The following is a 23,380-nucleotide window of genomic DNA, read 5'->3' as shown; positions in this document are numbered from 1 at the left end:
GGACCTCAGATCTTCCGGATCACGGTGACGACCTTTCCGAGAATGACGGCGTCGTTCCCGGGAATCGGTTCGAACATCGGATTGTGCGGCATCAGCCACACGTCCTTCTTCACCCGTTTGAACGTCTTGACCGTGGCCTCGCCGTCGAGCATCGCCGCGACGATGTCGCCGTTGTCGGCGACATTCTGCTGCCGTACCACCACCCAGTCCCCGTCGCAGATCGCGGCGTCGACCATCGATTCCCCGACGACCTTGAGCAGGAACAGCGATCCCTGGCCGACGAGTTCTCGGGGGAGCGGGAAGACGTCCTCGACGGATTCCTCGGCCAGGATCGGACCACCGGCCGCGATCCGGCCCACGACCGGCACCATCGCGGCGGACGGAACCGCCGTCGCGGGAACGGTGGTCTCGCCGGGGGCGTCGGGCACGACCGCGCTGTCCTCGAGACCGCGCACGTCCACGGCGCGCGGCCGGTTGGCGTCGCGGCGAAGGAAGCCCTTGCGTTCGAGCGTGCGCAACTGGTGGGCCACCGAGGAAGTGGAGTTGAGACCGACGGCGTCGCCGATCTCCCGGATGCTCGGCGGGTAGCCGCGTGCGGCGACCGAATCGCGGATGACTTCGAGGACGCGGCGCTGGCGCTCGGTGAGTCCGGCTGTCGAATCGGTGGTCACCGTCCGGGTCGTGCCGCTCGCGGAGTTGGCGTCCGTCATGGTCGTGACCTCCGTGCGTCGAGTGTCGGATGTGCTGGATGTTGTGCATCGAATCTATCCGTATTCGCGCGCGTTATCAAACATCTGTTCGAGATTTCCGGCCCCGAAAAGCTGACAGCTCGATGCCGGCGTGGTAGAAATTCGAACAGATGTTCTTTCGAACCTGTGATCGAACAGGGGATCGGCATCGATCGAACGATTGAGCGATCGACGTAGAGAGGCGCAGGTCGCGCCGCCGATCGAGTACCGCTACCGATCGAGCACGGAGGATCCGATGGGTACAGCAGCAGTTCGTCGAATCGAGGGAAACCACTTCACGGTCGCTCCGGGGCGGTTCGAGACCCCCGTCCCCGGCCGGGACGCGCGGGTCCACCGTTTTCCGGTTCGGCCGCCGTTCCCCCGCCCGGAGGCGGGACACACCGCATACCGGCGTCCGGTGTCGGCTCCGGTCTCGTGCGCCGACCGCACCCGGCCCGCGGCCCTGCCGTTCGCAGCGGCCGCGCGGCAGACAGTGCTCACGGTGCTGCTCACCGCGCTCGCGTTGATCGCGATCCTCGGAGTGGCGCACCTGCGGACCAGCCAGGTCGCGGCGGACGTGCCGCGCACCGACGTCGCCGTCGTCAGGATCGGCGAATCGCTGGCCGACGTCGCGGCCCGGATCGCTCCGGAGGCTGCCGCAGCCCAGGTCGTCGAGCGGATCGTCGAACTCAACGTTTTGTCCGGCACCACCGTGCGTCCCGGCCAGCAGCTCATCGTGCCCGTGATCGGCCGCGGGTGAGCGAACATGTACGGTCGGGTACCGGACCGCCGGGACGAATCGGGCCGGCAGGTATTGTCGATTCCAGTCAGAAACACCACCCCGTGTGGTCGCGTCGAGGCAGCTCCACCTCAGGGCGGGGATGACCTCGGGAGGACGGTTCGACGCCGGCGTCGCGGCCAGCACGGCAGCGACGAAGGAATCGACATGTATTGCCCGTACTGCCGGCACCCGGATTCCCGGGTCGTCGATTCGCGCGAGGCCGATGAGGGCGCCGCGATCCGCCGGCGCCGAGCATGCCCCGAATGCGGTCGCCGATTCACCACGGTCGAAACCGCGGTCCTGTCCGTGGTCAAGCGCAGCGGCGTCACCGAGCCGTTCAGCCGCGAGAAGGTCGTGCGCGGCGTGGCACGCGCGTGCCAGGGTCGCGCCGTCGACAACGACGCGCTGAATCTGCTCGCGCAGCAGGTCGAGGACGCGGTGCGTGCCAAGGGTTCTCCCGAGATTCCTAGCCACGAGGTCGGTCTGGCCATCCTCGGCCCGCTCCGGGATCTCGACGAGGTCGCCTACCTGCGCTTCGCGTCCGTGTACCGGTCGTTCAGTTCCGCCGAGGACTTCGAACGCGAGATCAAGGAACTGCGCGAGCATCAGGAGCGTCGCGACACCGACGCCGGCGCCACCGAGGACTGAACCGTCCCCGGCGTGCCGGGCGCGCCGCCTACGCGGGCAGCTCAGCGGATTGCGCTGATGGCCTTGAGGATTCGCTTCTCGGACACCGGGATTCGAGTGCCCAGCCCCTGCGCGAACAGGCTCACTCGCAGTTCCTCGATCGACCAGTACACGTCGTTGACGTCCGCGCCGGCCCGCCGTTCCTCGGGCAACCGCGCGAGCAACCGGTCGTACTCGGCGTAGACCCGGTCGAGTACATCCATGCCCTGGGCGTCGCGGTGGGCGCTCGCCGGCAGCGCCTCGAGACGTTGCGCTGCCGCCGTGAGGTAGCGCGGCAGGTCCGCGAGGCGGCGACTGCCGAGTTCGGTCACGAATCCGGCGAACAGCAGGGACGACAGTTGTTCCCGCACGTCGTCGGCGGCTTCGCCGCTCACCCGATCGAGCAGTACCCCGACCTCGTGCGCCCGGGAGAGAGCCGGCACGACCAGTTTCAGCAGTGCCGAGACCCGGCCCGGCAGGTGCGCCCGCACCGTCTTGGTCATCGCCTCGAACTCGGCGGGCGTGCGGATCGGCGCGCCGTGGGCCGCGACCAACTCGTCCACCGCGCAGGCCCGGCAGTCCTCGAGCAGCGCGTCGAACGACCCGTCCGGATTGCGGCCGAGCGCGAGCCGTTCCGCGTTGGTCAGCCCCGCGGTGGCCGCCCGCGCCTGGGCCGGAACGGCTGCCAGCAGCAGCGCCCGCAGGCCGGTGCGCGTCGCGGCGCGTTGCGCCTGCGGGGTGCTCAGCACCCGCACCGCGACACCCGTACCCTCGCTCACCAGCGCGGGATAGCCGGTCACCTGCTGGTTCCCGACCGTGCGCGTGACGGTCTCGGGCAGTGTCCCCAGTGTCTCGGCCGTCCACACCAGGGCCGGAGCGCGCTCGGTGCTCGACGCGGCCCGCGCAACCTCGGCTTCGACCCGCACCGCCAGCTTCTTCCGCAGGGCCGCCAGGCTCTTGCTGTGCCCGAGAACCTTCCCGCGTTCGTCGACCGCCGCGAACGTCAGCCGTAGATGCTCGGGCAGCGCCGCAACGTCGAAATCGCTCGGCTCGATGCGGCAGTTCCCGAGCCGCGACAGCTCCCGGGCCATCGCGTTGACGAGCGGTTCACTGCGCGGGGTCACCGACGCGAGTGCTGCCGCCGCAAAATCGGGTGCCGGGACAACCTGGCGCCGAAGCTGTTTCGGAAGCGTCTTGATGAGTGCCGTCACCAGCTCGTGACGCATGCCCGGGACGAGCCAGTCGAATCCGACCGGTCGGATACCGGCGAGCAACGCAACGGGAATGCGGGCGGTGACGCCGTCCTGTTCGGTCCCCGGCTCGAACTGGTAGGTGAGCGGAAACTGCACATCGCCCTGCCGCCACGCGTCGGGATAGTCCCCGTCGAGCACCGCCGCGGCGTCCTGGTTCACGACGGTTTCCGGTGTGAACGTCAGCAGCTCGGGATCCTGCTGCCGCGCCTTCTTCCACCATGTGTCGAAGTGCCGGGCCGACACGGCATCCGGTCCGACCCGCGCGTCGTAGAACGCGAACAGCGTCTCGTCGTCGACGAGGATGTCGCGCCGCCGGGCACGATGCTCGAGTTCCTCGACGTCCTCGAGCAACGCGCGGTTGGCGTGGAAGAACTTGTGCCGTGTCCGCCATTCGCCCTGCACCAGCGCGTGCCGGATGAACAGGTCGCGCGAGACCTCCCGATCGATCGCGCCGTACTGCACCGGGCGCTGTGCAACGAGCGGGATGCCGTAGAGCGTGACGCGCTCGTAGGCCATCGCCGCCTCGCGTCTCGTCGACCAGTGCGGTTCCGAATAGGTGCGCTTGACCAGGTGCGGGGCCAGCTTCTCGACCCATTCGGGTTCGATCCGCGCGGCCATGCGCGCCCACAACCGCGACGTCTCGACCAACTCCGCGGCCATCACCCAGCGCGGTGGCTTCTTGAACAACGACGACCCGGGGAAGATCGCGAACCGCGAGCCGCGGGCACCCAGGAAGTCCCGCTTGTCGCCCTCGCGCAGTCCGATGTGGGAGAGCAGGCCGGCGAGCAATGATTGGTGGACCGCGTCGTCGGAGACCACCTGGTGCCGGGTCTCCCAGCCGAGGTTGAGGGTGATCTGGCGCAGCTGCCCCTGCAGGTCCTGCCATTCGCGGATCCGCAGCCAGTGCAGGAACTCGTTCCGGCACATCTTCCGGAACTGGTTGGAGGACAGCTCCTTCCGTTGCGCCTTGAGGTAGTCCCACAGACGCAGGAATGCGAGGAAGTCCGAGCCCTCGACCGCGAAGCGGGCGTGCTTCTCGTCGGCCGCCTGCTGGAACTCGGCGGGCCGTTCGCGCACGTCCTGGATCGACAGCGCCGCGACGATGATCAGCACCTCGCGCAGGCACCCGTTGCGGTGACCCTCGACGATCATCCGCGCCATCCGCGGATCGACGGGAAGCCGTGCGAGCTCACGGCCGGTCGCGGTGAGCTTCGGCAGTTCGTCGCGCTTGGCAGGTTCGAGCGCACCGAGCTCTTCGAGCAGCGCGATGCCGTCGCGGATCGCGCGAGGGTCCGGGGGCTCGACGAACGGGAACGATGCGATGTCGCCCAGACCGAGCGCGGTCATCTGCAGGACCACCGACGCCAGGTTGGTGCGCAGGATCTCCGGTTCGGTGAACTCCGGGCGGGCTTCGAAGTCCTCCTCGGAGTACAGCCGGATGCAGATGCCGTCGGCGACACGGCCGCAACGACCGGACCGCTGCCGCGCCGATGCCTGCGAGATGTCCTCGATCGGCAGTCGCTGCACCTTGGTCCGCACCGAATACCGGGAGATGCGCGCGGTGCCGGGGTCGACGACGTAGCGGATGCCGGGAACGGTCAGCGACGTCTCGGCCACATTGGTCGACAGCACGACCCGGCGTCCGGTGTGCGGGGTGAAAACCTTGTGCTGTTCGGCCGCCGACAGTCGCGCATACAGCGGCAGGATGTCGGTGTTGCGGAGCTTGCGGTCGCGCAGGGCATCGGCGGTGTCACGGATCTCGCGTTCGCCGGAGAGGAACACCAGGATGTCGCCGTCCCCGGCCGCCTGCAGTTCCTCCACGGCCTCGCACACCGCGTCGACCGGATCCCGGTCGACGAGTTGCTCGCCGACCTCCACGGTCAGCGGCCGGTAGCGGATCTCGACCGGGAACGTCCGTCCCGACACCTCGACGATCGGTGCGGGTGTCCCGTCGGGGCCGGCGAAGTGCCGGGCGAACCGCTCGGGGTCGATCGTGGCCGAGGTGATGATCACCTTCAGGTCGGGGCGGCGCGGCAGCAGCTGCTGCAGATAACCGAGGATGAAATCGATGTTGAGGCTGCGCTCGTGCGCCTCGTCGATGATCAGCGTGTCGTAGCGGCGCAGCATCGGATCGCGCTGGATCTCGGCGAGCAGGATGCCGTCGGTCATCAGCTTGACCAGCGTCGAGTCCGAGACCTGGTCGGTGAACCGCACCGTGTAGCCGACGGTCTCGCCCAGTTCGGTGTCGAGTTCCTCGGCGAGGCGTTCGGCGACCGCCCGCGCGGCGATCCGGCGCGGCTGGGTGTGTCCGATCAGCCCGCGCACACCGCGGCCGAGTTCGAGACAGATCTTCGGGATCTGGGTGGTCTTCCCGGAGCCGGTCTCGCCGGCCACGACGACCACCTGCCGGTCGCGGATCGCGGCGGCGATGTCGTCCTTGCGCTGCGACACCGGCAGCGTCTCGGGATAGGTGATCACGGGCACGGCGGCGGCACGGTCGGCCAGGCGCAGGCGGGCCCGGTCGATCTCGGCGGCGACCGTGGTGAGCGCGTCGGCGCCGCGGGCGCGGTCGAGCTTGCGGCGGAGCCGCTGCTCGTCGCGCAGCGACACCTCTGCGAGGGCCGACTTCAGGTCGCGACGGTTCGGGGCGGGAGAGATGGACATGCTGAAGAGACAGCCTAGCGAAACGAGACGGTCGTGCCCGTCCGCAGGGGCGCCTCCGGACCATCGGGAGGCTCGCCTCCGGACCATTGGGGAGGCTCGCCTCCGGACCATTGGGGAGGCTCGCCTCCGGAACGCCGAGTCGTCACTCGGCCGGCGCGGAAGTCGTGGGGGAGCGGTGGGTGGCGCGAACCCGTGCGATCACCCTCGCGAACACGTCCCGGTACGGAGCGTGGACCGTGAAGTGGGTGAAGCCGTATCGAACGCGGGCGTCCAGGATCTGCGCGGCCATCTCCTCGACCGTCCCGATGAGCACGAACGGGGTGTCGAGCAGGTCTCCCACGGACAAGCCGAGGCGCTCGGCGGCGACGGCTGCCGCGGCTTCCCGGTCGTCCGTTTCGATCACCGTCTGGACCAGGGTGTGCCACTCGATGTGATCGGTCCTCGGTCCGGCGCAGGCCCGCGTGAACCGGACGCGCTCGTCGGCCTCGGTGGCCGATCCGATCCGGAACGTCCCGGGCGGGCGGCCCGGTACCTGGTAGGCGCCGGCGACACTGACGATGTCCGCGTGGGTACCCGCGATCGCGAGGATCCGGTCCCCGGTGCCCCCGATGATCAGGGGCGGGCCTTCACCGCCGAACCCGCGCCGCTGGACCGGCTGCAGCACCGGCATGCCGAAGGCGTCGCGCATCGCGGCCTGCTGCTCGTAGGCGGGATGCGCGAACAGCCGGCGCAATTCCGTGACGGTCGTTTCGAGATGGTCGGCGCGGGCGCCGAAGCTCTCCCACGCGATACCGGCGGACTCGAACTCCCACCGCATGTGGCCCGCACCGAGACCCACCTCGAGCCGGCCGCCGGTGAGCGCATCGGTTGTGGCGATCTCGCGGGCGAGCAGCGACGGATTCCAGAACGCGGCGTTCAGCACCAGCGTCCCCACCCGCAACCGCTCGGTGGCGTGCGCGGCGGCCACCAACACCGGGAACGGAGCAGGCACGCCGAGATGGTCGGCGGCGAAGAGCGCATCGAACCCCGCTTCCTCGACGGCCCGGCAGGACCGTGCGAAGGCTTCCGGGGATTCGACGCCGAGGACGTTGACGGAGAACCGGAAGTCGGTCATGTATCCCAGGGTGACGGGTACGCGGGAGACGCGCCGGAATTATCGCCGACGCATACAGGGTCGTTGCCGACGCATACGATGGCCGGCAGGGATCGTCGGTCGTGGACAGGAGTGGATCGTGGGCGCGTTGTGGCACGGATTTGCCGACATGGGTGTGATCGAACGCGACGGCGCGTTCGTCGTCGCTCGTGGTGAGGGCGCCTATATCTGGGACGACGCAGGCACCCGCTACCTCGATGCGACCGCGGGCCTGTGGTTCGCGAACATCGGGCACGGCCGCACCGAGATCGGTGAGGCCGTGGCCGCGCAGCTCGCGAAGGTCGCGCACTACTCGAACTTCGGGGACCTCGCGCTCGAACCGACGGTCGAGCTCGCCGAGCGGCTCGCCGCGATCGCACCCGTCCAGGACAGCAAGATCTTCTTCACCTCCGGTGGCTCCGATTCGATCGACACCGCCGCGAAGCTCGCCCGCCGCTACTGGCAGGAGGTCGGTCGTCCCGGCAAGACCCTGCTCGTCGGCCGGCAGAAGGCGTACCACGGCATGCACATCGGTGGCACCTCGCTCGCCGGCATTCCCGTCAACGGCGAGGGCTACGGGCAGCTGTGGGACGACACCGCGACGGTGCCCTGGGACGACGCGAAGGCGCTGCTCGAACTCATCGAGAAGGTCGGATCGGACACGATCGCCGCGTTCTTCGCCGAACCGATCATCGGTGCCGGTGGGGTGTACCTGCCGCCGGACGGCTACCTCACCGAGATCCGTGACATCTGCCGTGACCACGACATCCTGTTCGTAGTCGACGAGGTGGTGACCGGCTTCGGGCGCATCGGCGGCTCCTGGTTCGCGTCGTCGCGGTTCGACCTGCAGCCCGACATCATGACCACCGCGAAGGGCCTGACCTCCGGCTACGTGCCGATGGGCGCGGTGTTCGTCGCGCCGCGCGTGGCCGAGCCGTTCTTCGCCGGTGGGGTGTGGTGGCGCCACGGCTACACCTACGGTGGGCACGCCGGGTCGGCTGCCGCGGCACTGGCCAACCTCGACATCCTCGACGACGAACGGCTGCTCGACGAGGCTGCCCGCCTGGAGAAGACGCTGCATGCCAAGCTCGCACCGCTCGCCGGCCACCCGCGCGTCGCGGAGGTCCGGAGCGGTCTCGGTGCGGTCGCCGCGGTCCAGCTCGCCGACCCGGGCGAAGCACCGGGATTCGTGAAGGAACTTCGCGCGCATGGGATTTCGGGTCGAGCGGCGGGGCAGGGGGCGATGCAGATCTCGCCGTCGTTCGTCATGACCGACGAGCAGGTCCAGGATCTCGCCGACGGATTCGCTGCCGCGCTGGGCTGATCCGGGTCAGCGGCTACGGGGACGCAGCCGGCGCAGTGCCCGGCGTATCCGGGTGACCGGCGTCGGCGGGACCTCCGTCAGCGGGACCTCGTTCGAGCCGTCCTGTGCGGCGGTCGCCTGCGCGTACCGCTCGTGCAGGACCGAGCGCACCTGGTCCGGTGTGTATCCCCGGCGCTTGCGTTCCGCGCGTACCGCGACCGCTCCGGTCGCCGCGACCCCGACCACGCCGGCCAGCCCGACCAGCTTCCACCACTGCCTGCCCCGAAGTGCCATGGCCCTGACCCTATCCGGGCGGCAGGTCGCGCCACCCGGGCGGAGCCGGCCCACCGATCCTTCCGTCCCGGCATGGAAGGCTGTCGGGCATGGAGCACAGCGCGGCACGGTCCCGGATCACCCTCGACGAGGCGGTGGCGATCACCCGCACCGGGGACCTGTGGATCTTCCGGGGCAGCAGTGGAGCCGACCGGGCGATCCAGACGCTGACGAACGCACCGGTCAATCATGTGGGGATGGCGGTCGTTCTCGACGACCTGCCCCCGTTGATGTGGCACGCCGAGCTCGGAAAGAGCCTGCCGGACATGTGGACCGGACGGCACCAGCGCGGGGTGCAGCTCCACGATCTGCGCAGCGCGGTCCGGGTGTGGAGCGCCCGGTACGGGCAGCGCGGCTGGCTCCGCCAGATCTCGGCGCAGGTCGGCGCGGAGCAGGAGGACCAGCTTCTGCGGTCGATCGCCCGGCTCGACGGCACGCCGTTTCCGTCCACCGCGAAATTGACTGGCCGCTGGTTCGCCGGTCGCCTGCCGCGACGTCGGAAGGCGCCGGACGTGAGCATCGAGAGCGCGTACTGCGCCGAGGTGGTTGCCGTGACGATGGAGGAGATGGGGCTGCTCGAGCAGCGACGGCGTGGCAGCAACTGGTACGACCCGGGCCGGTTCTGGAGCGGTGACCGGCTTCCGCTCGCACCCGGAGTCGAGTTCGGCGGCGAGATCGAGGTGCTCCTCGACGAGGAAGATCTCGCGGCCGGGAGAGAATCAGCCGGCGAGGGTGCGTGACGCGCAGCGCTCGACGCGGCCGCCCACCTCGACGCGCCCGTCCGGCAGCCACGTCGTCCGGATCCGTGATCCGCGACCCTGGGTGATGTCGAGGTCGCGTCTCAGATGTGCGGTCAGGCGGACCGCGGCCGCACCGGTCGCCTCGTCCTCGGGAATGCCGAAGGCCGGGGCGAACATCCGGGTCCGCACGGCGCCTGCCGCTTCGTCGGTCCACGCCCACACGTACGACTCCGCTGTGTCCGCACGGTCGCCGGGACTGCACCGCTCCACGTCGTCCGCGGACGGTCGTTGTTCGAGTACGAACGCCGGCGCCCACTCCGCACGCGCACTCACCCGGACGATGTCGCCGGTGTACCGCACCGATACCGGTCCGGCCGGGACCTCCAGGGTGTCGATCGGTGTACCGCGGTCGCGGAGCCACCAGGACAGTCCGACCGTGGGGTGTCCTGCGAAGGGAAGTTCGACCGCGGGCGTGAAGATCCGCGCGCGTGCACGCGTCCCACCGGGCCGGGGCGGTTCGACGAAGATCGTCTCGCTGTACCCGAGTTCCGCGGCGATCCGCTGACGTTCGGCGGTGCCGGCACGGGGCCGACCGCCGGCGGCGCCGACATCTGCGTCGAGCACGATTCCGAGCGCATTGCCGTGTTGTCCGCGGTCGTCGGTGAACACCCGGACGACGTCGAGCTGGAGGGTCATCGACCGACCCTAGCGCGGTGCCGGAGTCCGGTCCGCAGGTATTCCAAAGGTAAAGATGATCGGTCCGGATATACTGATAGGCGTGTCCGATCAGCAGTATCAGCCGACCCTGTCGCAACTCCGAGCGTTCGTCGCCGTGGCCACCCACCGTCATTTCGGTACGGCGGCTGCGCGCCTGAATGTGAGCCAGCCGACGCTGTCGCAGGGCCTCGCGTCGCTCGAGGCCGGTCTCGGCGTGCAGTTGATCGAACGCAGCACGCGTCGTGTGCTGGTGACCCCGGACGGCGCCCGGCTGCTGAACCAGGCCAAGGCCATCGTGGAGGCCGCCGACGGGTTCGTCGCCGCGGCCGCGGGCGTCACCGATCCACTGAGCGGACCGTTGCGTCTCGGCCTGATTCCCACCGTCGCGCCCTACGTGCTGCCGACCCTGCTGCCCGAACTGCGGACCCGCATGCCGTCGCTGTCGCTGCACGTCATCGAGGACCAGACGGCGCGGCTGCTCGAGTCGCTGCGCGGCGGAACCCTCGACGCCGCGGTGCTCGCCCTGCCGTCCGGGACATCGGGACTGGTGGAGATCCCGCTCTACGCAGAGGACTTCGTGCTCGTCGTCCCCCCGGACCACACGCTCGCCGGTCGCGACGACGTACCGCTGACCGTGCTCGACGAACTTCCGCTGCTGCTGCTCGACGAAGGGCACTGCCTTCGGGACCAGACTCTGGACCTGTGCCGGTCGGTCGATGCGCACCCGCTCTCCGGCGACACCCGGGCGACTTCCCTCGCCACGGTCGTGCGATGCGTCGCCGGTGGACTCGGTGTCACGCTGATCCCGGCGTCGTCGGTGGCGGTGGAGTGCGCGGCCGGGGATCTCGCGGTCGCGCGGTTCGACGCACCGACCCCCGGGCGCACCATCGGCCTGGTGTTCCGGTCGTCGAGCGGTCGCGCCGACGACTATCGCGCGCTTGCCGATGTACTGCGGGACGTCGCGCCGGAGGGCGCTCGCTAGCGGACCTCCACCCGAACATCCTGCGGCCGGCGGACGGGGGGAGCATCATGGCGACATGTCGCGTCCCGAGATCGGTCTGCAGGTGTTCGTCCTCGATACCCCGGATCCACACGGGCTGGCCGCGTTCTATGCGGCCCTGCTCGGCTGGGACCTCGACGACGCCGCCACCGACGACCGCTGGGTGCAGTTGCGGGCGCCGGCTGGGGGAGGGCTGGCCTTCCAGCGGGCGCCCGCGCACGTCCCTCCGAGCTGGCCCGGTGAGACGGTGCCCCTGCGTGCCCACCTCGACCTCCACGTCGCCGACCTCGTCGCCGCGGAGAGCTGGGCCCTGCGGCACGGGGCGGTCCGCGTGCTCGGGCCGAACGAGAGCCCGACGTTCCGCACCTATCGCGATCCCGGCGGCCACGTGTTCTGTCTCGTGGTCGCCGGATGAGGCGGACCCGGCCGGATCAGACCGGATCGAACGCCGAGATCAGCCATCTGCCCTCGACCTTGGACAGCGTCACCAGGACACTGCTCGACCGCGCGGTCGGGTCGGGTTCGTCGGCGCTCGTGGTCACCTGATTCGTGAAGACCAGCACGGTGGCCGCCTCCGCCTCCAGGTCCGAGACGGCAGCTCGCACCACCGTGGCGGTTGTGGCGACCGACTTCTCGCGCGCGGCCGGCGCGACGACCTGATCGGTGAATTCCGTGTAGTACGCGAGGAAATCCCCCGTCAGAAACGACTTGGCGGTCGCAAGATCCTCGTCGATCGTGTCGGGAGCGTAGGACAGCAGCGCTGTCGTTCCGCTGGTGGCGGCGTCGAGTGCCGCGTGTGCCGCGTCATCATCGGTGCGGAGGTCGTCCCGGTACAGGCCGAAGTACACCCCGGACGCCACCGCAACGGACACGAGGGTCAGCAACGGCAGCAGTATCCGCGCGGACATCAGCCGCCGGGGACCGGCCGTGGCGGTCGCCTCGTCGGTATCCGCTTCCACCTGCCCGGCGTCCACCGGCATCTTCTCGGATTCGATCGTCACGGCACGAACTCCACTTTCGACATCTTCGCCTGCTCACCGTCACGGGTGACGGTCACGCTGAGCCGCCACACCCGTGGTTCCTGGTCGGCACCCGCGGCATTCGTCACCTTCGAGGTCGCGGACACCAGCACCACCGCGGAGTCGTCCGTCATCGATTCCACGGCGGCCGCATCGATCGTTCCCTCGGTCGCGACGTTCGACTCCTGGACGATGCCGACGACCTCCTCGGCCCGGCTTCGGAAGTCGTCGTGGAACTCGCCGGTCGAGTTGTCGAGAACCCGCTGGACATCGGCGTCGGCGTCGCTGAAATCCAGCGTCGTCAGCGTCACGACACCCTGCCGTGCCGCCGCTTCGAACTCCGCCGCGCGGCGGTCTCGATCGCGCGCGTCGACGTGATGCCACACCATGTAGGCACAGGATGCGACGGCCGCACAGATCACTGCGATGGCAGCCGCACCCGCGAGCATCCTTCGACGGCCACCCGCCGCTGCGCCCTCCGGGTCGGTCGCTTCCGTCGCGGTGGCTTCGGGTCGAGTGTCCGCGCCGGAGACGACTGCCCGCGGCGATTCGGCGTTCCCGTCCGTGTGGGCGGTGCTGTCGGCCGCTGCGGTGCTGTCGGACAGCTCGCCGGAATCTCCCGCGTCGGCCGAGCGTGCCTGCAGACGCAGCCGCGCGGCGCGAGCGCGGGCGTCGGCGGCGACCGCTTCGGCTTCGGCTTCCTCCGCGGCGAGAAGTAGCGACTCGGCGTCTGTCGGCGACGGCGCACGGTCCGGCATGGGCACCTCCTTGGTTCGAGCACCGAGCGAACCTCGACCCGGCACGGGCGCTCCGCCCGTACACTTCCGCATCTTCGGGTTCGGCGTCAACGTTCGGCCCGACGAAATGTGTCTTGCCGCCCTGTGCCGTGATAGTCCGAAATGATCCGGAACACAGGGAGAATCGGACAAACGCTGTGATGTGCCACAGTTGGAGGTGGTCGCGGCGGGAGGGTCCGGGGGAGTTGGGTTCGCGACGATCGGCAACCGGGGCGGTCCGGGACTGTGGGGTGACTCCCCGGGGGCCGAAAGTGTCACTGCCAGAGTTTTGTTCGCGGGACGATGAGGGTTGTCGCCGCCGTGGAGACATCGTGATCCGTCCCTGTCCGAGTGCTGTCCATCGAACTCTCGGAAGGTGGGCGAATGCCCAACGAATATCCCGCCGCGTGTACAGGACTGTCGGTGCCCGGGGAGTGGAGCGGCATCACGCCGGAATGGATGACGGCGGCTCTGGCGCAACGCATCCGGAGGTCCGTGTCAACGGGTGGATGCCGATGTCGCGACGACGGGACGAACCGCCGTGTCGGGCTCGCGCTGAGCAATTTTCGAGGGCGAGGGTCCGGCCACTGTCATTCTGAAAGCGGGCGATCCGGCCCGAGGAACTCATTCGTGCGACGCGCGGTTTGTTTCATGAGCCGCGGCTCTTCGCCGTGGGGAGGAATGGAGATCGCGCCGCTCCCGGCCGGCCTCGAGCGGCTGGGAGCGGCGGCGTCTCCGGAGGTTCGGACGCTCACGATCGGTCGCCTGATCGACGACATCCGGACTCGGGACATCCGCACCCTGACCCGTTCGACGCGCACCCTTGTCCACCCGCATATCGGAAACACCTATGTGCTGCCGGACGGCGACGTGGGATTTTCTCGACTCGCAGGTAGTTCGGAAAGGGAACTGGTCGCTCGATCTCGGTTGCTTCTGCAGGGGCGCCGACGGTCGAGGACCGTCGGCGCGCCGAGCGTGACCTGGTCGAGGAATATCGAGGGATCTGTGGCAGCGCCCGGACATTGCCTTTGCGCTTGCGGAGCGCTGTTCGGCGGCGTACGCCGATCTCGGGACGAGCGCCGACCTCGATGCTTCGGTGCCTGAGGTTGAACCGAGCGTAACGTGTAATCGCCACCCGGGGGCCGCCGGTCTTCCGGGCCGGACGTTGCCGCGCCGCCCGGGCGTTGTTGCCGAAAGCTCGTAATGTGTTGGTGTGAACGATGGTTCGCATGTCGTTCGTGCCTCGGCGTGCCGGCCGGTGCGTGAGGCGGGTCAGCTCGACCGCGGGTGTGGCGGGTGGCTGAACCTGTTTCAAATGAGACCCTTGTCACATCTGGCAAACCAACCTACTGTGTGTTTACTAGGTTCTCGGTTCGCAGGGGGTTGCCGTGACACATCGTTGCCGTGCGACGCGCACACGGGTGCACGCGTTGCCGGGGATTCGAGGGGAATGCAGTTCGAAAGAACCCGGTACGCCACGGCCGACGAAGCGCACCGCGCTTGCCGGCCGGCGCCGGACCGGTCGATCGTCAGGGTAATTCGGTCTCGTCAGGCAGAAAGGAACTTTCCATGACCGCTCGGCAGTTGGACACGGCGAACCGGAAGGACTCGGGGGATACGGGGTCGATCGCGGAATCCGACCCCTTCGACTCCCGGTACCGACTCGACGTCGTCGCGCTGAACACCGCGGATGTCGTCCGGTTCGCCGGTGGCTGGCTGTTCGATCGCGTCATGGCCGGCTGGAACGTCACGGTCTTCGTGCAGGATGCATCCGATCTGCGCCCGCTGCGGATCCTGGGGGTGGGCACGGGCGATCTGGAATCCGTCCTGGAGTCGCGCCGCAACGGGATGTATCCGCACACCGTGGCGGTCGAGTCGGACCTGTACAGCTCGGATATTCGAGTACGGGACGGCGTCCACGCCGCGCTGGGGCACCACCCCACGGAAGTGACCCTGTGGGGCGATCGGATTCCGCCCGAACTCGACAGTGACGTACGACTCGTGCAGCACCGCCTGAGTCTGGCCGCGAGGGCGTTCAAGGCCCAGGCCCTCGTCGCGGCGGGGGCGACGGAACCCGACGTGGCGGCCGCCGAGACCTTCTGTACCGGCCGCCTGTCGCGGCCTCGGGTGCGATCGGACCTCCTGCCCGCCGGGTGACTCCCCGCGGAGGCGGCGCGGTCATGGCGACTCGGCTGCTCTCCGACCGGAATGGCTTGTATCGAAAGTTATTTCGATCACGAGTGGGACGGCTGCGGCGTCGTGGCCCGCACCCGATCTCCGGCTGGTGAACGCATCCGTCTGTCGTCGTGCGCGAGCGCACGCGCGACCCCTGCCATGCGCACCATCGCCTCGACCGCCTCCGGGAAGGTGGTCGAGGCGATGGTGCGCGCACAGGCACGTTCGCGCCGATCGATGGTGTGTTCAGTCCACAGGTGTGATCACTGCAGGTCCCCGATCTGTGCCGCGTCGCGGCGCACCGTCACCGGGGCCGCGAGATCCTGCTCGTCGCACAGACGTTGGAGCTTGTCGAGCGTTTCGTCGAGTCCGGGGCCGAGTCGCTTCCCAGGAGTGAAGGTCGCCGGCAGATTGCGCATACCCTGGATGACACCGATCGTCTCGTAGTGAACGGTGCCTTCCGGATCGCACCGGTAGTCGGGCATACGGTCCAGGACGGCGGTGAGCATCGACTTGAACACCGTGCGCGCCACGTTCGATCCGATGCACCGGTGTATTCCGAGTCCGAAGCTGAAGTGGCGATTGGCCTTGCGGTCCATGATGATCCGGTTCGGATCGGGGAACAGGGAAGGGTCGCGGTTCGCCATCGCCCAGGACAGCCAAAGACGCTCGCCTTCCTTGAACTCGGTACCTCCTGCCTCGAAATCCGTCGCGATCGTGCGTCCGTCACCGGGTGCGGGCGTGAAGTAGCGGAGGAATTCCTCGGTCGCGGAGTCGAGCAGGGTGTCGCGTTCGCGGCTGAGTTCGTCGCGTTGTTCGGGATTCTCCGAAAGCCATTCGAGGGCGTGCGCGGTCAGCGCCGTCGTGGTGTCGAAGCCGCCACCGATGATCAGCCCCAGCATTCCCAGCAGCTCGAGGTCCGGGGCGGGTTCACCGTCGATGCGCAGGTCGATGAGCGCGTTGACCAGCCCCGGCCGTGGGTTCTGACGGATCTCGTGCATGTTGGTCAGCAGATCCAGCCCCATCGCCCGGTGCATCTCGGCGACCCGTGCGGCGTCGGGAGAGCTCTCCGGTGTGTACACCGACGCGTGGACCGGTTCGCTGTAGATCGACCACTGCTTCAGCGGGATTCCCAGCATCGCCAGGGTCAGTACCGCGGGCACCACGTTGGCGAGGTCGTCGACGAAGTCGATTCGGCCCTGCTCGATCTTTTCGTCGAGACTCGCGCGGACGACCTCGTCGATGAACGGCTTCCAGCGCTGCACCGCTGCCGGCGACAGATAGGGATTGAGTGCCTGTCGGTAGTCCCGGTGTTCCGGATCGTCCATTTCCAGAATGCCGCCCCGCACGAGCGACGCCCGCTGGGCCGTCGGGATCGAGATGCCCTTGTAGCCCTTGCGTTCGTTGTTGATGTCGTGGTCGTTCGAAATATGCGGACACCGGGCCAGTTCGAAGACCGCGGCACTGCTGCTGGCGACCCAGTGGCCTTCGTAGGTGTCCGACCACGCGACCGGACACGTTTCGTGCATCTCCTCGGTGATCGACTCGAACCGATGCCGGTATTCGGGTGTGTGGCGGTCGAAGTGGTATCGATTCTTCTTGCGATCCTCGTCGGTGATGATGTTGTCGGTCGTCACGATGAAGTTCCCCTCGGCTGGTCGCGGTGCACGATGCTCGGCTGGTCGGGTGTGATCAGAAGATGGACACGGCTTGTTCGGGGCACGATCGCGCTGCCTCCCGCACCTGTTCTTCCTGATCGGCCGGGACCCGGTCGAACACCGCCGACGCGTGACCGTCGATCTCGCTCAGCTCGAAGGCGCCCGGGGCGCTCATCGCGCAGAGTGTATGCCCCTGGCACCGTTGCGAATTGACTTCGACCTTCATTGACTGTTCCTTCGCGTTGTCGTGAATCCGTGCACGTCGGGGGATCAGACGTGGTAGTCGTACCACTTGAGGTAGCCACCGCCGTCCACGCGCAGCTGCACGCCGGTGACGTAGCGGGCCTCCTCGGAGACGAGGTAGACGATCGCGTTGCTGATGTCCTCGGGCTCGATGTAGGGAATGCGCATCGCCTGCTGTACCCCGAACGCAGGCTCGGCATCCGCGCGGGTCGGATGCTCGAGATCGGGGCGGAAGGATCGGTACATCGGTTCGCTCTGCAGCATCGCGGTGTTGCAGTTGGTCGGATGAACGACGTTGGCGCGGATGCCGCGCGGCGCGAGGTGAGTGGCGAGGTCGTAGACGTAGTGGGTCAGCGCCCGCTTGGAATGCACGTAGGCCATGCCGCCGAGATCGGAACCCGGATTGTCGACCTTCGAGGTGTCCATCAGTGCGGCCGTCGAGCCGGTTGCGACGATCGCGGCGCCGTCGCCGAGGTGCGGCAGCGACACCTGGATGGCGTTGATCGTGCCGATCAGGTTCGTGTCGATGACATCGCACCAGGCCTGGATCTGCGGTTCGCCCTTCATTCCGGCGACGCCGGCCTGGGCGACAACGATGTCGAGTTTCCCGAACTCGGCGATCCCCGCCTCCACCGCCGCCCGCAACTGCGCGACGTCACGTACATCCGCCTGTGCCGTCACGATCCGGCGTCCGGTCTTCTCGACCAACCGGGCCGTTTCCTCGAGATCCTCCGGGCGGGCCATCGCGTACCCGATCGTCGAGATGTCCTGGCACAGGTCGATCGCGATGATGTCCGCACCCTCCTCGGCCAGGCGAACTGCGTGACTCCGTCCCTGCCCACGCGCAGCGCCGGTGACGAAAGCAACCTTGCCTTCAACTCGTCCCACGATGTTTCCCTCCTGTGTCTGTTGTCGCTCGGGCCGTCGGCCGGGTACCGGGCGAACCGGGAGTCTCGGCTGTCGGTCGGGCACCTCGGGGTACTCGGGGCGGGGCCCGCGCGTGGTCGGTGAAAGGGAGCTGTGCGTGGGGTGGATCCCCGGCGAATCGCCATTGCCCCCAAATTGGAATGGTCATTTCCCGTGGCGAGAATCATACTCTTCACCGAGGGTTCGGGCAAGGATTCGGACATTCACCCCGCCGGGAGTCGTTGGCGGAGCCGGGATGTCGCCGATTCTATGTTCGTTCGCGCAGCGAAATGGTCTCGTCGAACGGTGAAGAACAAGGGATTCTCTGTCCTCCGGAACGTCCTTTCCCGTACGCTCGCGACCGGCGGGACCTTGCGTCGAGTTCGGGGATCGAAGGAGGCGGAACTCGCCGTTCCTGCGTCGGTGCATTCCGACAGCGCCGCCCGGGTGCCGCGGCACGAGAACTGCAGCGCATCGGGGGGTGCACGCGGCCACGGCCGACGGCGCGGTGCGTGCAGCTCGAAGCTCCGTGGCCTGGCGTCCGACCGTTGCGCGGTTTCTCCGATGTACACCACGTTTCCGGTGCGCACGACGTCGGCTTCCGGCGGCGCTCCGGCAAACGTCAGACCGGTCGAGACGAAGATGCGTCCCGTGAGCGGTCTCCGAATCGAAAGGAAATGGAATCGATGGTCAACGAACTGTCCGGCAAGGTCGCCGTCGTCACCGGTGGAGCATCGGGGATCGGCCGAGCGATCGTCGAGCGGTACATCGCCGAGGGTGCTCGGGTGGTCGTGGCGGATGTGGAACGTGAGCGTGGAGAGGATCTGGTCCGGGCCTGCGGCCCGGCGTCGGTGTTCCGGTACACCGACGTCGGGGAGATCGAGCAGGTCGCGGCCACGGTCGAATTCGCGGTCGATCGCTTCGGCGGACTCGACGTCATGTGCAACAACGCCGGGATTCCGGGAAAGATGCACAAGAGCTTCCTCCACGACGATCTCGCCGACTTCGGAAAGGTCATGGCGGTCAACCTGCTCGGTGTCATGGCGGGCACCCGGCACGCGGCCTTGCACATGGCCGAGCACGGGGGTGGGTCGATAGTCAACATGTCCTCGATCGGCGGTGTTCAGGCCGGCGGCGGCGTGATGACCTACCGGGCGTCGAAGGCCGCGATCGTCCAGTTCACGAAGTCGGCGGCGATCGAGTTGGCGCAGTACGACATCCGCGTCAACTGCATTGCGCCGGGCAGCATTCCCACGGCCCTGCTCGCGACGTCCATGACGACGATGGCCGACGAGCGCAGCGACCGGCTCACGCGTGCGGTCCGCGCATCGATGCAGACCGACCGGCCGCTCGAACGGGACGGGACCCCGGAGGATGTCGCAGAAGCGGCGCTGTACTTCGCGGGGGATCGGGCGCGCTATCTCACCGGTACGGTGCTGCCCGTCGACGGTGGTACGACCGCCGGAAAGCCGTTGCGCAGGAAGGTTGTTCCCACGCAGTCCGTAGCTGCGCCGTCGTCCTGAGGGAGGGAGCCCGACCGTGTGGTTTCGCAGGCCGACAATTTAAATCAACTGCTTGACTTAACGTCAGCGGTGGGTTCTACTGTGATGGGGATCACGGGGGATGGGGTCGAGGAGGCCGCCCGGGTGAAGGCTCGGGTGGCCACCCCCGATCGGAACGTCCCCACCCGAAACGAGGACCGATGCCTCGCTGGGTGGGGCACACAAGGAGCGGATGCGATGACCACCGCACATCGAACAGCTCGCGCCGAGCGTGTCAGCGCGACCCGGGGGGCGATTCTCGCTGCCGCCGAGCGGCTGTTCGCCGAGCGGGGCATCGCGTCCGTCTCCAACCGGCAGGTCAGCGAAGAAGCCGGCCAGGGAAACAACGCTGCCGTCGGATACCACTTCGGAACCAAGATCGATCTGGTCCGGGCCATCGTGCGTAAACACAACGCGCACGTCGAACGACTGTGCCACCAGATGGTCGCGCAGGTCGGCGACTCCACCGATGTCCGGGACTGGGTGACCTGCCTGGTGCGTCCGCTGACCGAGCATCTCGATTCACTCGGAAACCCCACGTGGTACGCGCGATTCAGCGCACAGCTCATGCCCGATCCCACGTTCCGCGACGTGGTGTCGGGGGAGTCGCTGACCTCCCCGTCACTGATGACCATCATCGAAGGATTGGAACGGTCGTTGCCCGACCTGCCGGCCGATGTTCGCCGCGAACGCTTCGCGATGGCCCGATTGCTCATCGTGCACACGAGCGCCCAGCTCGAGCGCACGCTCGCGGACGGCGGCAACGGATCCGATTGGACCGCGACGGGCACCAGCCTGATCGACGCGATCACCGGTCTGTTGCTGGCACCTGCCACGACCGGCTGACCAGCGGTTCCCGGCGCAGCGGCCCCTCACGCACCCAGAAGGAAGACGCCATGAAGGTCTACGTGGACCAGGACAGATGCATCGCCGCAGGGCAGTGTGTCGCGCACGCCGACGAGGTTTTCGACCAGCGAGACGACGACGGCATCGTCGTGCTGCTCGACGACAGCCCATCGGAGGACCTCGCCGACGGTGTTCGCGAGGCCGCGGCGATGTGCCCCGCACTGGCTGTCCGTATCGAGGAATGACCCCGCGACCCATCACGAGGAGCAAGATGTCCGACACGCTGTCAGGACCCGAAAGTTTCACCGCTGCAGACGTTCCCGAGTACCCGATGGACCGGGACGCGGAATGCCCGTTCGCTCCACCGCCGCAGGTGCGGGACATGGGCGCGCAGCGTCCGCTCAGCCGGGTTCGCATCTGGGACGGCAGCACTCCGTGGTTGGTCACCGGCTATGCCGAACTCAAGGAACTGATGTCCGACCCGCGGGTCAGCGTCGACGACCGCAAGCCGGGGTTCCCGCACTGGAACGAGGGCATGCTCTCGACGGTGCACAAGCGCCCGCGCTCGGTGTTCACCTCCGACGGGGAGGAACACACCCGGTTCCGGCGGATGCTCACCAAGCCGTTCACCCTCAAGCGGGTCGACGCGCTGCGCCCGGCGGTCCAGCGGATCACCGACGAGCACATCGACGCGATTCTCGCCGGACCGCAGCCCGCGGATCTCGTCGAAACCCTCGCGCTCCCGGTTCCGTCCCTGGTCATCAGTGAGATGCTCGGTGTGCCCTATGAGGACCACGAGTTCTTCCAGTCGCACGCCACGATCGGCGTCGACCGGTACGCAACCGCCGAGCAGGCCGCCGAAGGCCGGACCGGCCTGGCGAAGTACCTGATCAAGTTGATCGAATCGAAGATCGACGAACCGGCCGAGGATGTCGTGTCCGCACTGGGCGAACGCGTCCGAACCGGTGAGATCAGCATGAAGGAAGCCGCGCAGCTCGGTACGGGCCTGCTCATCGCCGGCCACGAGACCAGCGCCAACATGATCGCGCTCGGAACTCTGGCGCTGTTGCGACACCCCGAGCAGCTCGCCGTTGTCCGCGACACCGACGACAAGAAGGTCCTGGCCAACGCGGTCGAGGAGTTGCTGCGCTACCTGAGCATCATCCAGAACGGTCAGCGCCGCGTCGCGGTGGAGGACATCGACATCGCCGGCGAGACGATCCGCGCGGGTGAGGGCATCATCGTCGATCTCGCCCCGGCCAACTGGGACGCCAAAGCGTTTCCCGAACCGGAGAAACTGGATGTGCACCGGCCGGCCCGTCTGCACGTCGGTTTCGGCTTCGGGCCGCACCAGTGCGTCGGACAGCAGCTCGCGCGGGTGGAGCTGCAGATCGTCTACAGCACTCTGCTTCGCCGTATTCCGACTCTGCGCCTGGCGATTCCGTTCGAAGAAGTCGAGTTCAAGCACGACCGGCTCGCGTTCGGTGTCTACGCGCTGCCCGTCGTGTGGTGATCACCGGGTCGGGGAGACCTCCGATCCTCCCGTACGGTCCTTCCGCGCTCGGTTCCGATCGGGCAACCGGAGGGGCGAACTCCGAATATGTTGTAATGCAGCAGTTTCGGGTTTCGAACAGAATTCGACGGACATCGAACCGATGTCGCGTCCGACATGTGTGAACCAATCGATCCGATCTGGAGAGTCAAGATGCCGGTTCCGAATTCGACCCCGTCGCTGTATCCGCCCGGGGGCTTCGGTCCCCCGAAGGACCGGCGAGGGCACGCCGCAGGCGGGCTGGGGTTGCCCGCAGGTACGAAAGTGTTCTCTGCCGACAACCACATTTCGCTGGCGGACGACATCTTCTTCGAGCGATTTCCGGAAGAGTTGAAGGACCGTGCTCCCCGCGTCTGGTACGAGGAGGGTGCATATCAGCTCGGACGGAAGGGCAAGTCCTTCCTGCCCGGCGATTTCAGCCACGTGCTCATGCAGTACGACCCGCTGGAAGGGTCGGGCAGTACACACCTCGACGCCCGAATTCGGGATCTCGCCGAAGACGGAATCGACGTCGAACTCGCGTTTCCCAATGCATTGCTTGCCCTGCTGTTCTACCCGGACAAGGAAATTCGAGAACTCTCCTTCCGCGTCTACAACGAGTACATCGCGGAACTCCAGGAAAATTCCGACGGCCGGTTCTACGGCGTCGGCCTGATCAATTGGTGGGACGCGGACGGTGCCCGGCGTACGCTCGCGGAACTGAAGTCGCTCGGTTTGAAGACCTTCCTGCTTCCGCTCTCGGCGGGCAAGGACAACGACGGCAACCAGATCGATTACGGCAGCTCGGCGATGATTCCGGTCTGGGACGAGATCGAGGCCTCCGGGGTCCCGCTCTCGCACCACATCGGAGAAGCACCACTGTCGAGTCCGTGCGAGGTCAACAGCGTTGCGGTCGGCATGATGCACAATGTCGCACCGTTCCGGGAGATGTTCGCCAAGTACATCTTCAGCGGAATCATCGACCGGCATCCGGGCCTGCGGATCGGCTGGTTCGAAGGCGGGATCAACTGGGTGCCGGCCGCCATCCAGGACGCCGAGCATCTGCTCGCCTCGTTCCGGCACATGCTCGATCGACCCGTCGAACACGACATCCGGCACTACTGGGACGAACACATGTGGGCTTCGTTCATGGTGGATCCGCTGGGTTTGTCGATGGCAGACGAGATCGGCATCGACAAGATCATGTGGTCGTCCGACTATCCCCACAACGAGAGCACGTTCGGGTACTCGGAGAAGTCTCTCGCAGCGGTCGTCGACGCCGTCGGTCCGGATGCCGCGGCCCGCGTCGTCAGCGGGAACGTGATCGATTTCCTCGGCCTGTGACGATGCTCGAGCTCCGAGGACGAA

22 protein-coding genes and 1 pseudogene are annotated in these 23,380 nt (G+C 67.7%); 13 read left to right on the top strand and 10 right to left on the bottom strand.

From position 1 onward, the window contains the following. Positions 1–5: 5 nt before the first annotated feature. On the bottom strand, positions 6–710 hold the full coding sequence (gene lexA, locus A8G15_RS17625) for a transcriptional repressor LexA (protein ID WP_068162233.1): 705 nt from the start codon (positions 708–710) through the stop codon (positions 6–8). A gap of 274 nt (positions 711–984) precedes the next feature. Here lexA and A8G15_RS29990 point away from each other — a divergent pair, with 274 nt between their 5' ends. Together A8G15_RS29990 and nrdR are read left to right on the top strand one after the other, a co-directional pair. Next, entirely contained in the window at positions 985–1,488 is a 504-nt protein-coding gene (locus tag A8G15_RS29990; protein ID WP_156665443.1) for a LysM peptidoglycan-binding domain-containing protein, read from the top strand. A 186-nt stretch (positions 1,489–1,674) separates the two neighbouring features. After that, complete coding sequence (nrdR, locus tag A8G15_RS17615; RefSeq protein WP_068162230.1) at positions 1,675–2,157, top strand: transcriptional regulator NrdR; 483 nt, start codon at positions 1,675–1,677, stop codon at positions 2,155–2,157. Positions 2,158–2,198: 41 nt separating this feature from the next. Here nrdR and hrpA read toward each other — a convergent pair whose 3' ends face one another. Together hrpA and A8G15_RS17605 are read right to left on the bottom strand one after the other, a co-directional pair. After that, positions 2,199–6,092 (bottom strand): ATP-dependent RNA helicase HrpA, encoded by a 3,894-nt coding sequence (gene hrpA / locus A8G15_RS17610; RefSeq protein ID WP_068162227.1) that lies wholly within the window; start codon positions 6,090–6,092, stop codon positions 2,199–2,201. Between the two features lie 142 nt (positions 6,093–6,234). Next, complete coding sequence (locus A8G15_RS17605) at positions 6,235–7,206, bottom strand: TIGR03621 family F420-dependent LLM class oxidoreductase (RefSeq protein ID WP_068162226.1); 972 nt, start codon at positions 7,204–7,206, stop codon at positions 6,235–6,237. Between the two features lie 148 nt (positions 7,207–7,354). Between A8G15_RS17605 and A8G15_RS17600 the strand changes: the two genes are divergently transcribed. Further along, positions 7,355–8,548, top strand: a complete 1,194-nt coding sequence (locus A8G15_RS17600; protein WP_068162441.1) for an aminotransferase family protein — start codon at positions 7,355–7,357, stop codon at positions 8,546–8,548. Positions 8,549–8,554: 6 nt separating this feature from the next. Here A8G15_RS17600 and A8G15_RS17595 read toward each other — a convergent pair whose 3' ends face one another. Next, positions 8,555–8,821, bottom strand: coding sequence for a hypothetical protein (locus tag A8G15_RS17595; protein ID WP_068162225.1), 267 nt, complete (start codon positions 8,819–8,821; stop codon positions 8,555–8,557). An 89-nt stretch (positions 8,822–8,910) separates the two neighbouring features. Between A8G15_RS17595 and A8G15_RS17590 the strand changes: the two genes are divergently transcribed. Continuing rightward, a complete protein-coding gene (locus A8G15_RS17590; protein ID WP_068162224.1) occupies positions 8,911–9,600 on the top strand; it encodes a hypothetical protein in 690 nt (229 codons plus the stop codon). On the opposite strand, the gene A8G15_RS17585 is transcribed toward A8G15_RS17590, so the two are convergent. Continuing rightward, a complete protein-coding gene (locus tag A8G15_RS17585) occupies positions 9,580–10,296 on the bottom strand; it encodes a PhzF family phenazine biosynthesis protein (RefSeq protein WP_068162223.1) in 717 nt (238 codons plus the stop codon). The genes A8G15_RS17590 and A8G15_RS17585 overlap by 21 nt on opposite strands. Positions 10,297–10,378: 82 nt before the next feature. Between A8G15_RS17585 and A8G15_RS17580 the strand changes: the two genes are divergently transcribed. Together A8G15_RS17580 and A8G15_RS17575 are read left to right on the top strand one after the other, a co-directional pair. After that, a complete protein-coding gene (locus A8G15_RS17580) occupies positions 10,379–11,299 on the top strand; it encodes a hydrogen peroxide-inducible genes activator (RefSeq protein ID WP_068162222.1) in 921 nt (306 codons plus the stop codon). A gap of 55 nt (positions 11,300–11,354) precedes the next feature. After that, the gene (locus tag A8G15_RS17575; RefSeq protein ID WP_068162221.1) at positions 11,355–11,732 is read left to right on the top strand and encodes a VOC family protein; all 378 of its coding nucleotides are present in this window, start codon (positions 11,355–11,357) and stop codon (positions 11,730–11,732) included. A 16-nt stretch (positions 11,733–11,748) separates the two neighbouring features. Here the strand turns inward: A8G15_RS17575 and A8G15_RS17570 are convergent, their stop codons facing one another. Together A8G15_RS17570 and A8G15_RS17565 are read right to left on the bottom strand one after the other, a co-directional pair. Then, positions 11,749–12,297 carry a twin-arginine translocation pathway signal gene (locus A8G15_RS17570; protein WP_425415103.1) on the bottom strand — a complete coding sequence of 183 codons (549 nt, stop codon included), beginning with the start codon at positions 12,295–12,297 and terminating at the stop codon, positions 11,749–11,751. Positions 12,298–12,314: 17 nt separating this feature from the next. Further along, positions 12,315–13,094, bottom strand: coding sequence for a hypothetical protein (locus A8G15_RS17565; RefSeq protein ID WP_068162220.1), 780 nt, complete (start codon positions 13,092–13,094; stop codon positions 12,315–12,317). A gap of 477 nt (positions 13,095–13,571) precedes the next feature. On the opposite strand from A8G15_RS17565, the pseudogene A8G15_RS31910 reads away from it, so the two are divergent. Together A8G15_RS31910 and A8G15_RS17560 are read left to right on the top strand one after the other, a co-directional pair. Continuing rightward, positions 13,572–14,316, top strand: a pseudogene (locus A8G15_RS31910) (hypothetical protein). Between the two features lie 365 nt (positions 14,317–14,681). After that, entirely contained in the window at positions 14,682–15,269 is a 588-nt protein-coding gene (locus A8G15_RS17560; RefSeq protein ID WP_245687881.1) for a hypothetical protein, read from the top strand. Between the two features lie 281 nt (positions 15,270–15,550). Here the strand turns inward: A8G15_RS17560 and A8G15_RS17555 are convergent, their stop codons facing one another. From A8G15_RS17555 to A8G15_RS17545, 3 genes are read right to left on the bottom strand one after another with little or no spacing between them, the layout of a single operon-like run. Further along, positions 15,551–16,924, bottom strand: coding sequence for a cytochrome P450 (locus tag A8G15_RS17555; protein ID WP_068162219.1), 1,374 nt, complete (start codon positions 16,922–16,924; stop codon positions 15,551–15,553). A 55-nt stretch (positions 16,925–16,979) separates the two neighbouring features. Next, positions 16,980–17,171 carry a ferredoxin gene (locus tag A8G15_RS17550; RefSeq protein ID WP_068162218.1) on the bottom strand — a complete coding sequence of 64 codons (192 nt, stop codon included), beginning with the start codon at positions 17,169–17,171 and terminating at the stop codon, positions 16,980–16,982. A gap of 44 nt (positions 17,172–17,215) precedes the next feature. Beyond that, complete coding sequence (locus A8G15_RS17545) at positions 17,216–18,076, bottom strand: mycofactocin-coupled SDR family oxidoreductase (protein ID WP_068162217.1); 861 nt, start codon at positions 18,074–18,076, stop codon at positions 17,216–17,218. 704 nt (positions 18,077–18,780) lie between these two features. On the opposite strand from A8G15_RS17545, the gene A8G15_RS17540 reads away from it, so the two are divergent. The 5 genes from A8G15_RS17540 (at position 18,781) to A8G15_RS17520 (ending at position 23,356) form a co-directional block, all read left to right on the top strand. Then, a complete protein-coding gene (locus A8G15_RS17540; protein ID WP_068162436.1) occupies positions 18,781–19,617 on the top strand; it encodes an SDR family NAD(P)-dependent oxidoreductase in 837 nt (278 codons plus the stop codon). Positions 19,618–19,833: 216 nt separating this feature from the next. Then, the gene (locus tag A8G15_RS17535; RefSeq protein WP_068162216.1) at positions 19,834–20,481 is read left to right on the top strand and encodes a TetR/AcrR family transcriptional regulator; all 648 of its coding nucleotides are present in this window, start codon (positions 19,834–19,836) and stop codon (positions 20,479–20,481) included. A 50-nt stretch (positions 20,482–20,531) separates the two neighbouring features. Then, positions 20,532–20,726, top strand: coding sequence for a ferredoxin (locus A8G15_RS17530; RefSeq protein WP_068162215.1), 195 nt, complete (start codon positions 20,532–20,534; stop codon positions 20,724–20,726). Between the two features lie 26 nt (positions 20,727–20,752). Next, positions 20,753–21,994 (top strand): cytochrome P450, encoded by a 1,242-nt coding sequence (locus A8G15_RS17525; RefSeq protein WP_068162214.1) that lies wholly within the window; start codon positions 20,753–20,755, stop codon positions 21,992–21,994. Between the two features lie 192 nt (positions 21,995–22,186). Further along, entirely contained in the window at positions 22,187–23,356 is a 1,170-nt protein-coding gene (locus tag A8G15_RS17520) for an amidohydrolase family protein (RefSeq protein ID WP_068162433.1), read from the top strand. Positions 23,357–23,380: the final 24 nt, after the last annotated feature.

The organism is Rhodococcus phenolicus (genome assembly GCF_001646785.1).
GTDB classification, from domain to species: domain Bacteria; phylum Actinomycetota; class Actinomycetes; order Mycobacteriales; family Mycobacteriaceae; genus Rhodococcus; species Rhodococcus phenolicus.
The sequence above is the reverse complement of the archived record's forward strand: the minus strand, read 5'-3'. Positions and strand labels throughout refer to the sequence as shown.

What these genes read in the sequence shown, in the direction of transcription:
- lexA (WP_068162233.1), bottom strand. Translation starts at nt 710, where the DNA reads ATGACGGACGCCAACTCCGCGAGCGGCACGACCCGGACGGTGACCACC.
- A8G15_RS29990 (WP_156665443.1), top strand. Translation starts at nt 985, where the DNA reads ATGGGTACAGCAGCAGTTCGTCGAATCGAGGGAAACCACTTCACGGTC.
- nrdR (WP_068162230.1), top strand. Translation starts at nt 1,675, where the DNA reads ATGTATTGCCCGTACTGCCGGCACCCGGATTCCCGGGTCGTCGATTCG.
- hrpA (WP_068162227.1), bottom strand. Translation starts at nt 6,092, where the DNA reads ATGTCCATCTCTCCCGCCCCGAACCGTCGCGACCTGAAGTCGGCCCTC.
- A8G15_RS17605 (WP_068162226.1), bottom strand. Translation starts at nt 7,206, where the DNA reads ATGACCGACTTCCGGTTCTCCGTCAACGTCCTCGGCGTCGAATCCCCG.
- A8G15_RS17600 (WP_068162441.1), top strand. Translation starts at nt 7,355, where the DNA reads ATGGGTGTGATCGAACGCGACGGCGCGTTCGTCGTCGCTCGTGGTGAG.
- A8G15_RS17595 (WP_068162225.1), bottom strand. Translation starts at nt 8,821, where the DNA reads ATGGCACTTCGGGGCAGGCAGTGGTGGAAGCTGGTCGGGCTGGCCGGC.
- A8G15_RS17590 (WP_068162224.1), top strand. Translation starts at nt 8,911, where the DNA reads ATGGAGCACAGCGCGGCACGGTCCCGGATCACCCTCGACGAGGCGGTG.
- A8G15_RS17585 (WP_068162223.1), bottom strand. Translation starts at nt 10,296, where the DNA reads ATGACCCTCCAGCTCGACGTCGTCCGGGTGTTCACCGACGACCGCGGA.
- A8G15_RS17575 (WP_068162221.1), top strand. Translation starts at nt 11,355, where the DNA reads ATGTCGCGTCCCGAGATCGGTCTGCAGGTGTTCGTCCTCGATACCCCG.
- A8G15_RS17570 (WP_425415103.1), bottom strand. Translation starts at nt 12,297, where the DNA reads ATGCCGGTGGACGCCGGGCAGGTGGAAGCGGATACCGACGAGGCGACC.
- A8G15_RS17565 (WP_068162220.1), bottom strand. Translation starts at nt 13,094, where the DNA reads ATGCCGGACCGTGCGCCGTCGCCGACAGACGCCGAGTCGCTACTTCTC.
- A8G15_RS17560 (WP_245687881.1), top strand. Translation starts at nt 14,682, where the DNA reads ATGACCGCTCGGCAGTTGGACACGGCGAACCGGAAGGACTCGGGGGAT.
- A8G15_RS17550 (WP_068162218.1), bottom strand. Translation starts at nt 17,171, where the DNA reads ATGAAGGTCGAAGTCAATTCGCAACGGTGCCAGGGGCATACACTCTGC.
- A8G15_RS17540 (WP_068162436.1), top strand. Translation starts at nt 18,781, where the DNA reads ATGGTCAACGAACTGTCCGGCAAGGTCGCCGTCGTCACCGGTGGAGCA.
- A8G15_RS17535 (WP_068162216.1), top strand. Translation starts at nt 19,834, where the DNA reads ATGACCACCGCACATCGAACAGCTCGCGCCGAGCGTGTCAGCGCGACC.
- A8G15_RS17530 (WP_068162215.1), top strand. Translation starts at nt 20,532, where the DNA reads ATGAAGGTCTACGTGGACCAGGACAGATGCATCGCCGCAGGGCAGTGT.
- A8G15_RS17525 (WP_068162214.1), top strand. Translation starts at nt 20,753, where the DNA reads ATGTCCGACACGCTGTCAGGACCCGAAAGTTTCACCGCTGCAGACGTT.
- A8G15_RS17520 (WP_068162433.1), top strand. Translation starts at nt 22,187, where the DNA reads ATGCCGGTTCCGAATTCGACCCCGTCGCTGTATCCGCCCGGGGGCTTC.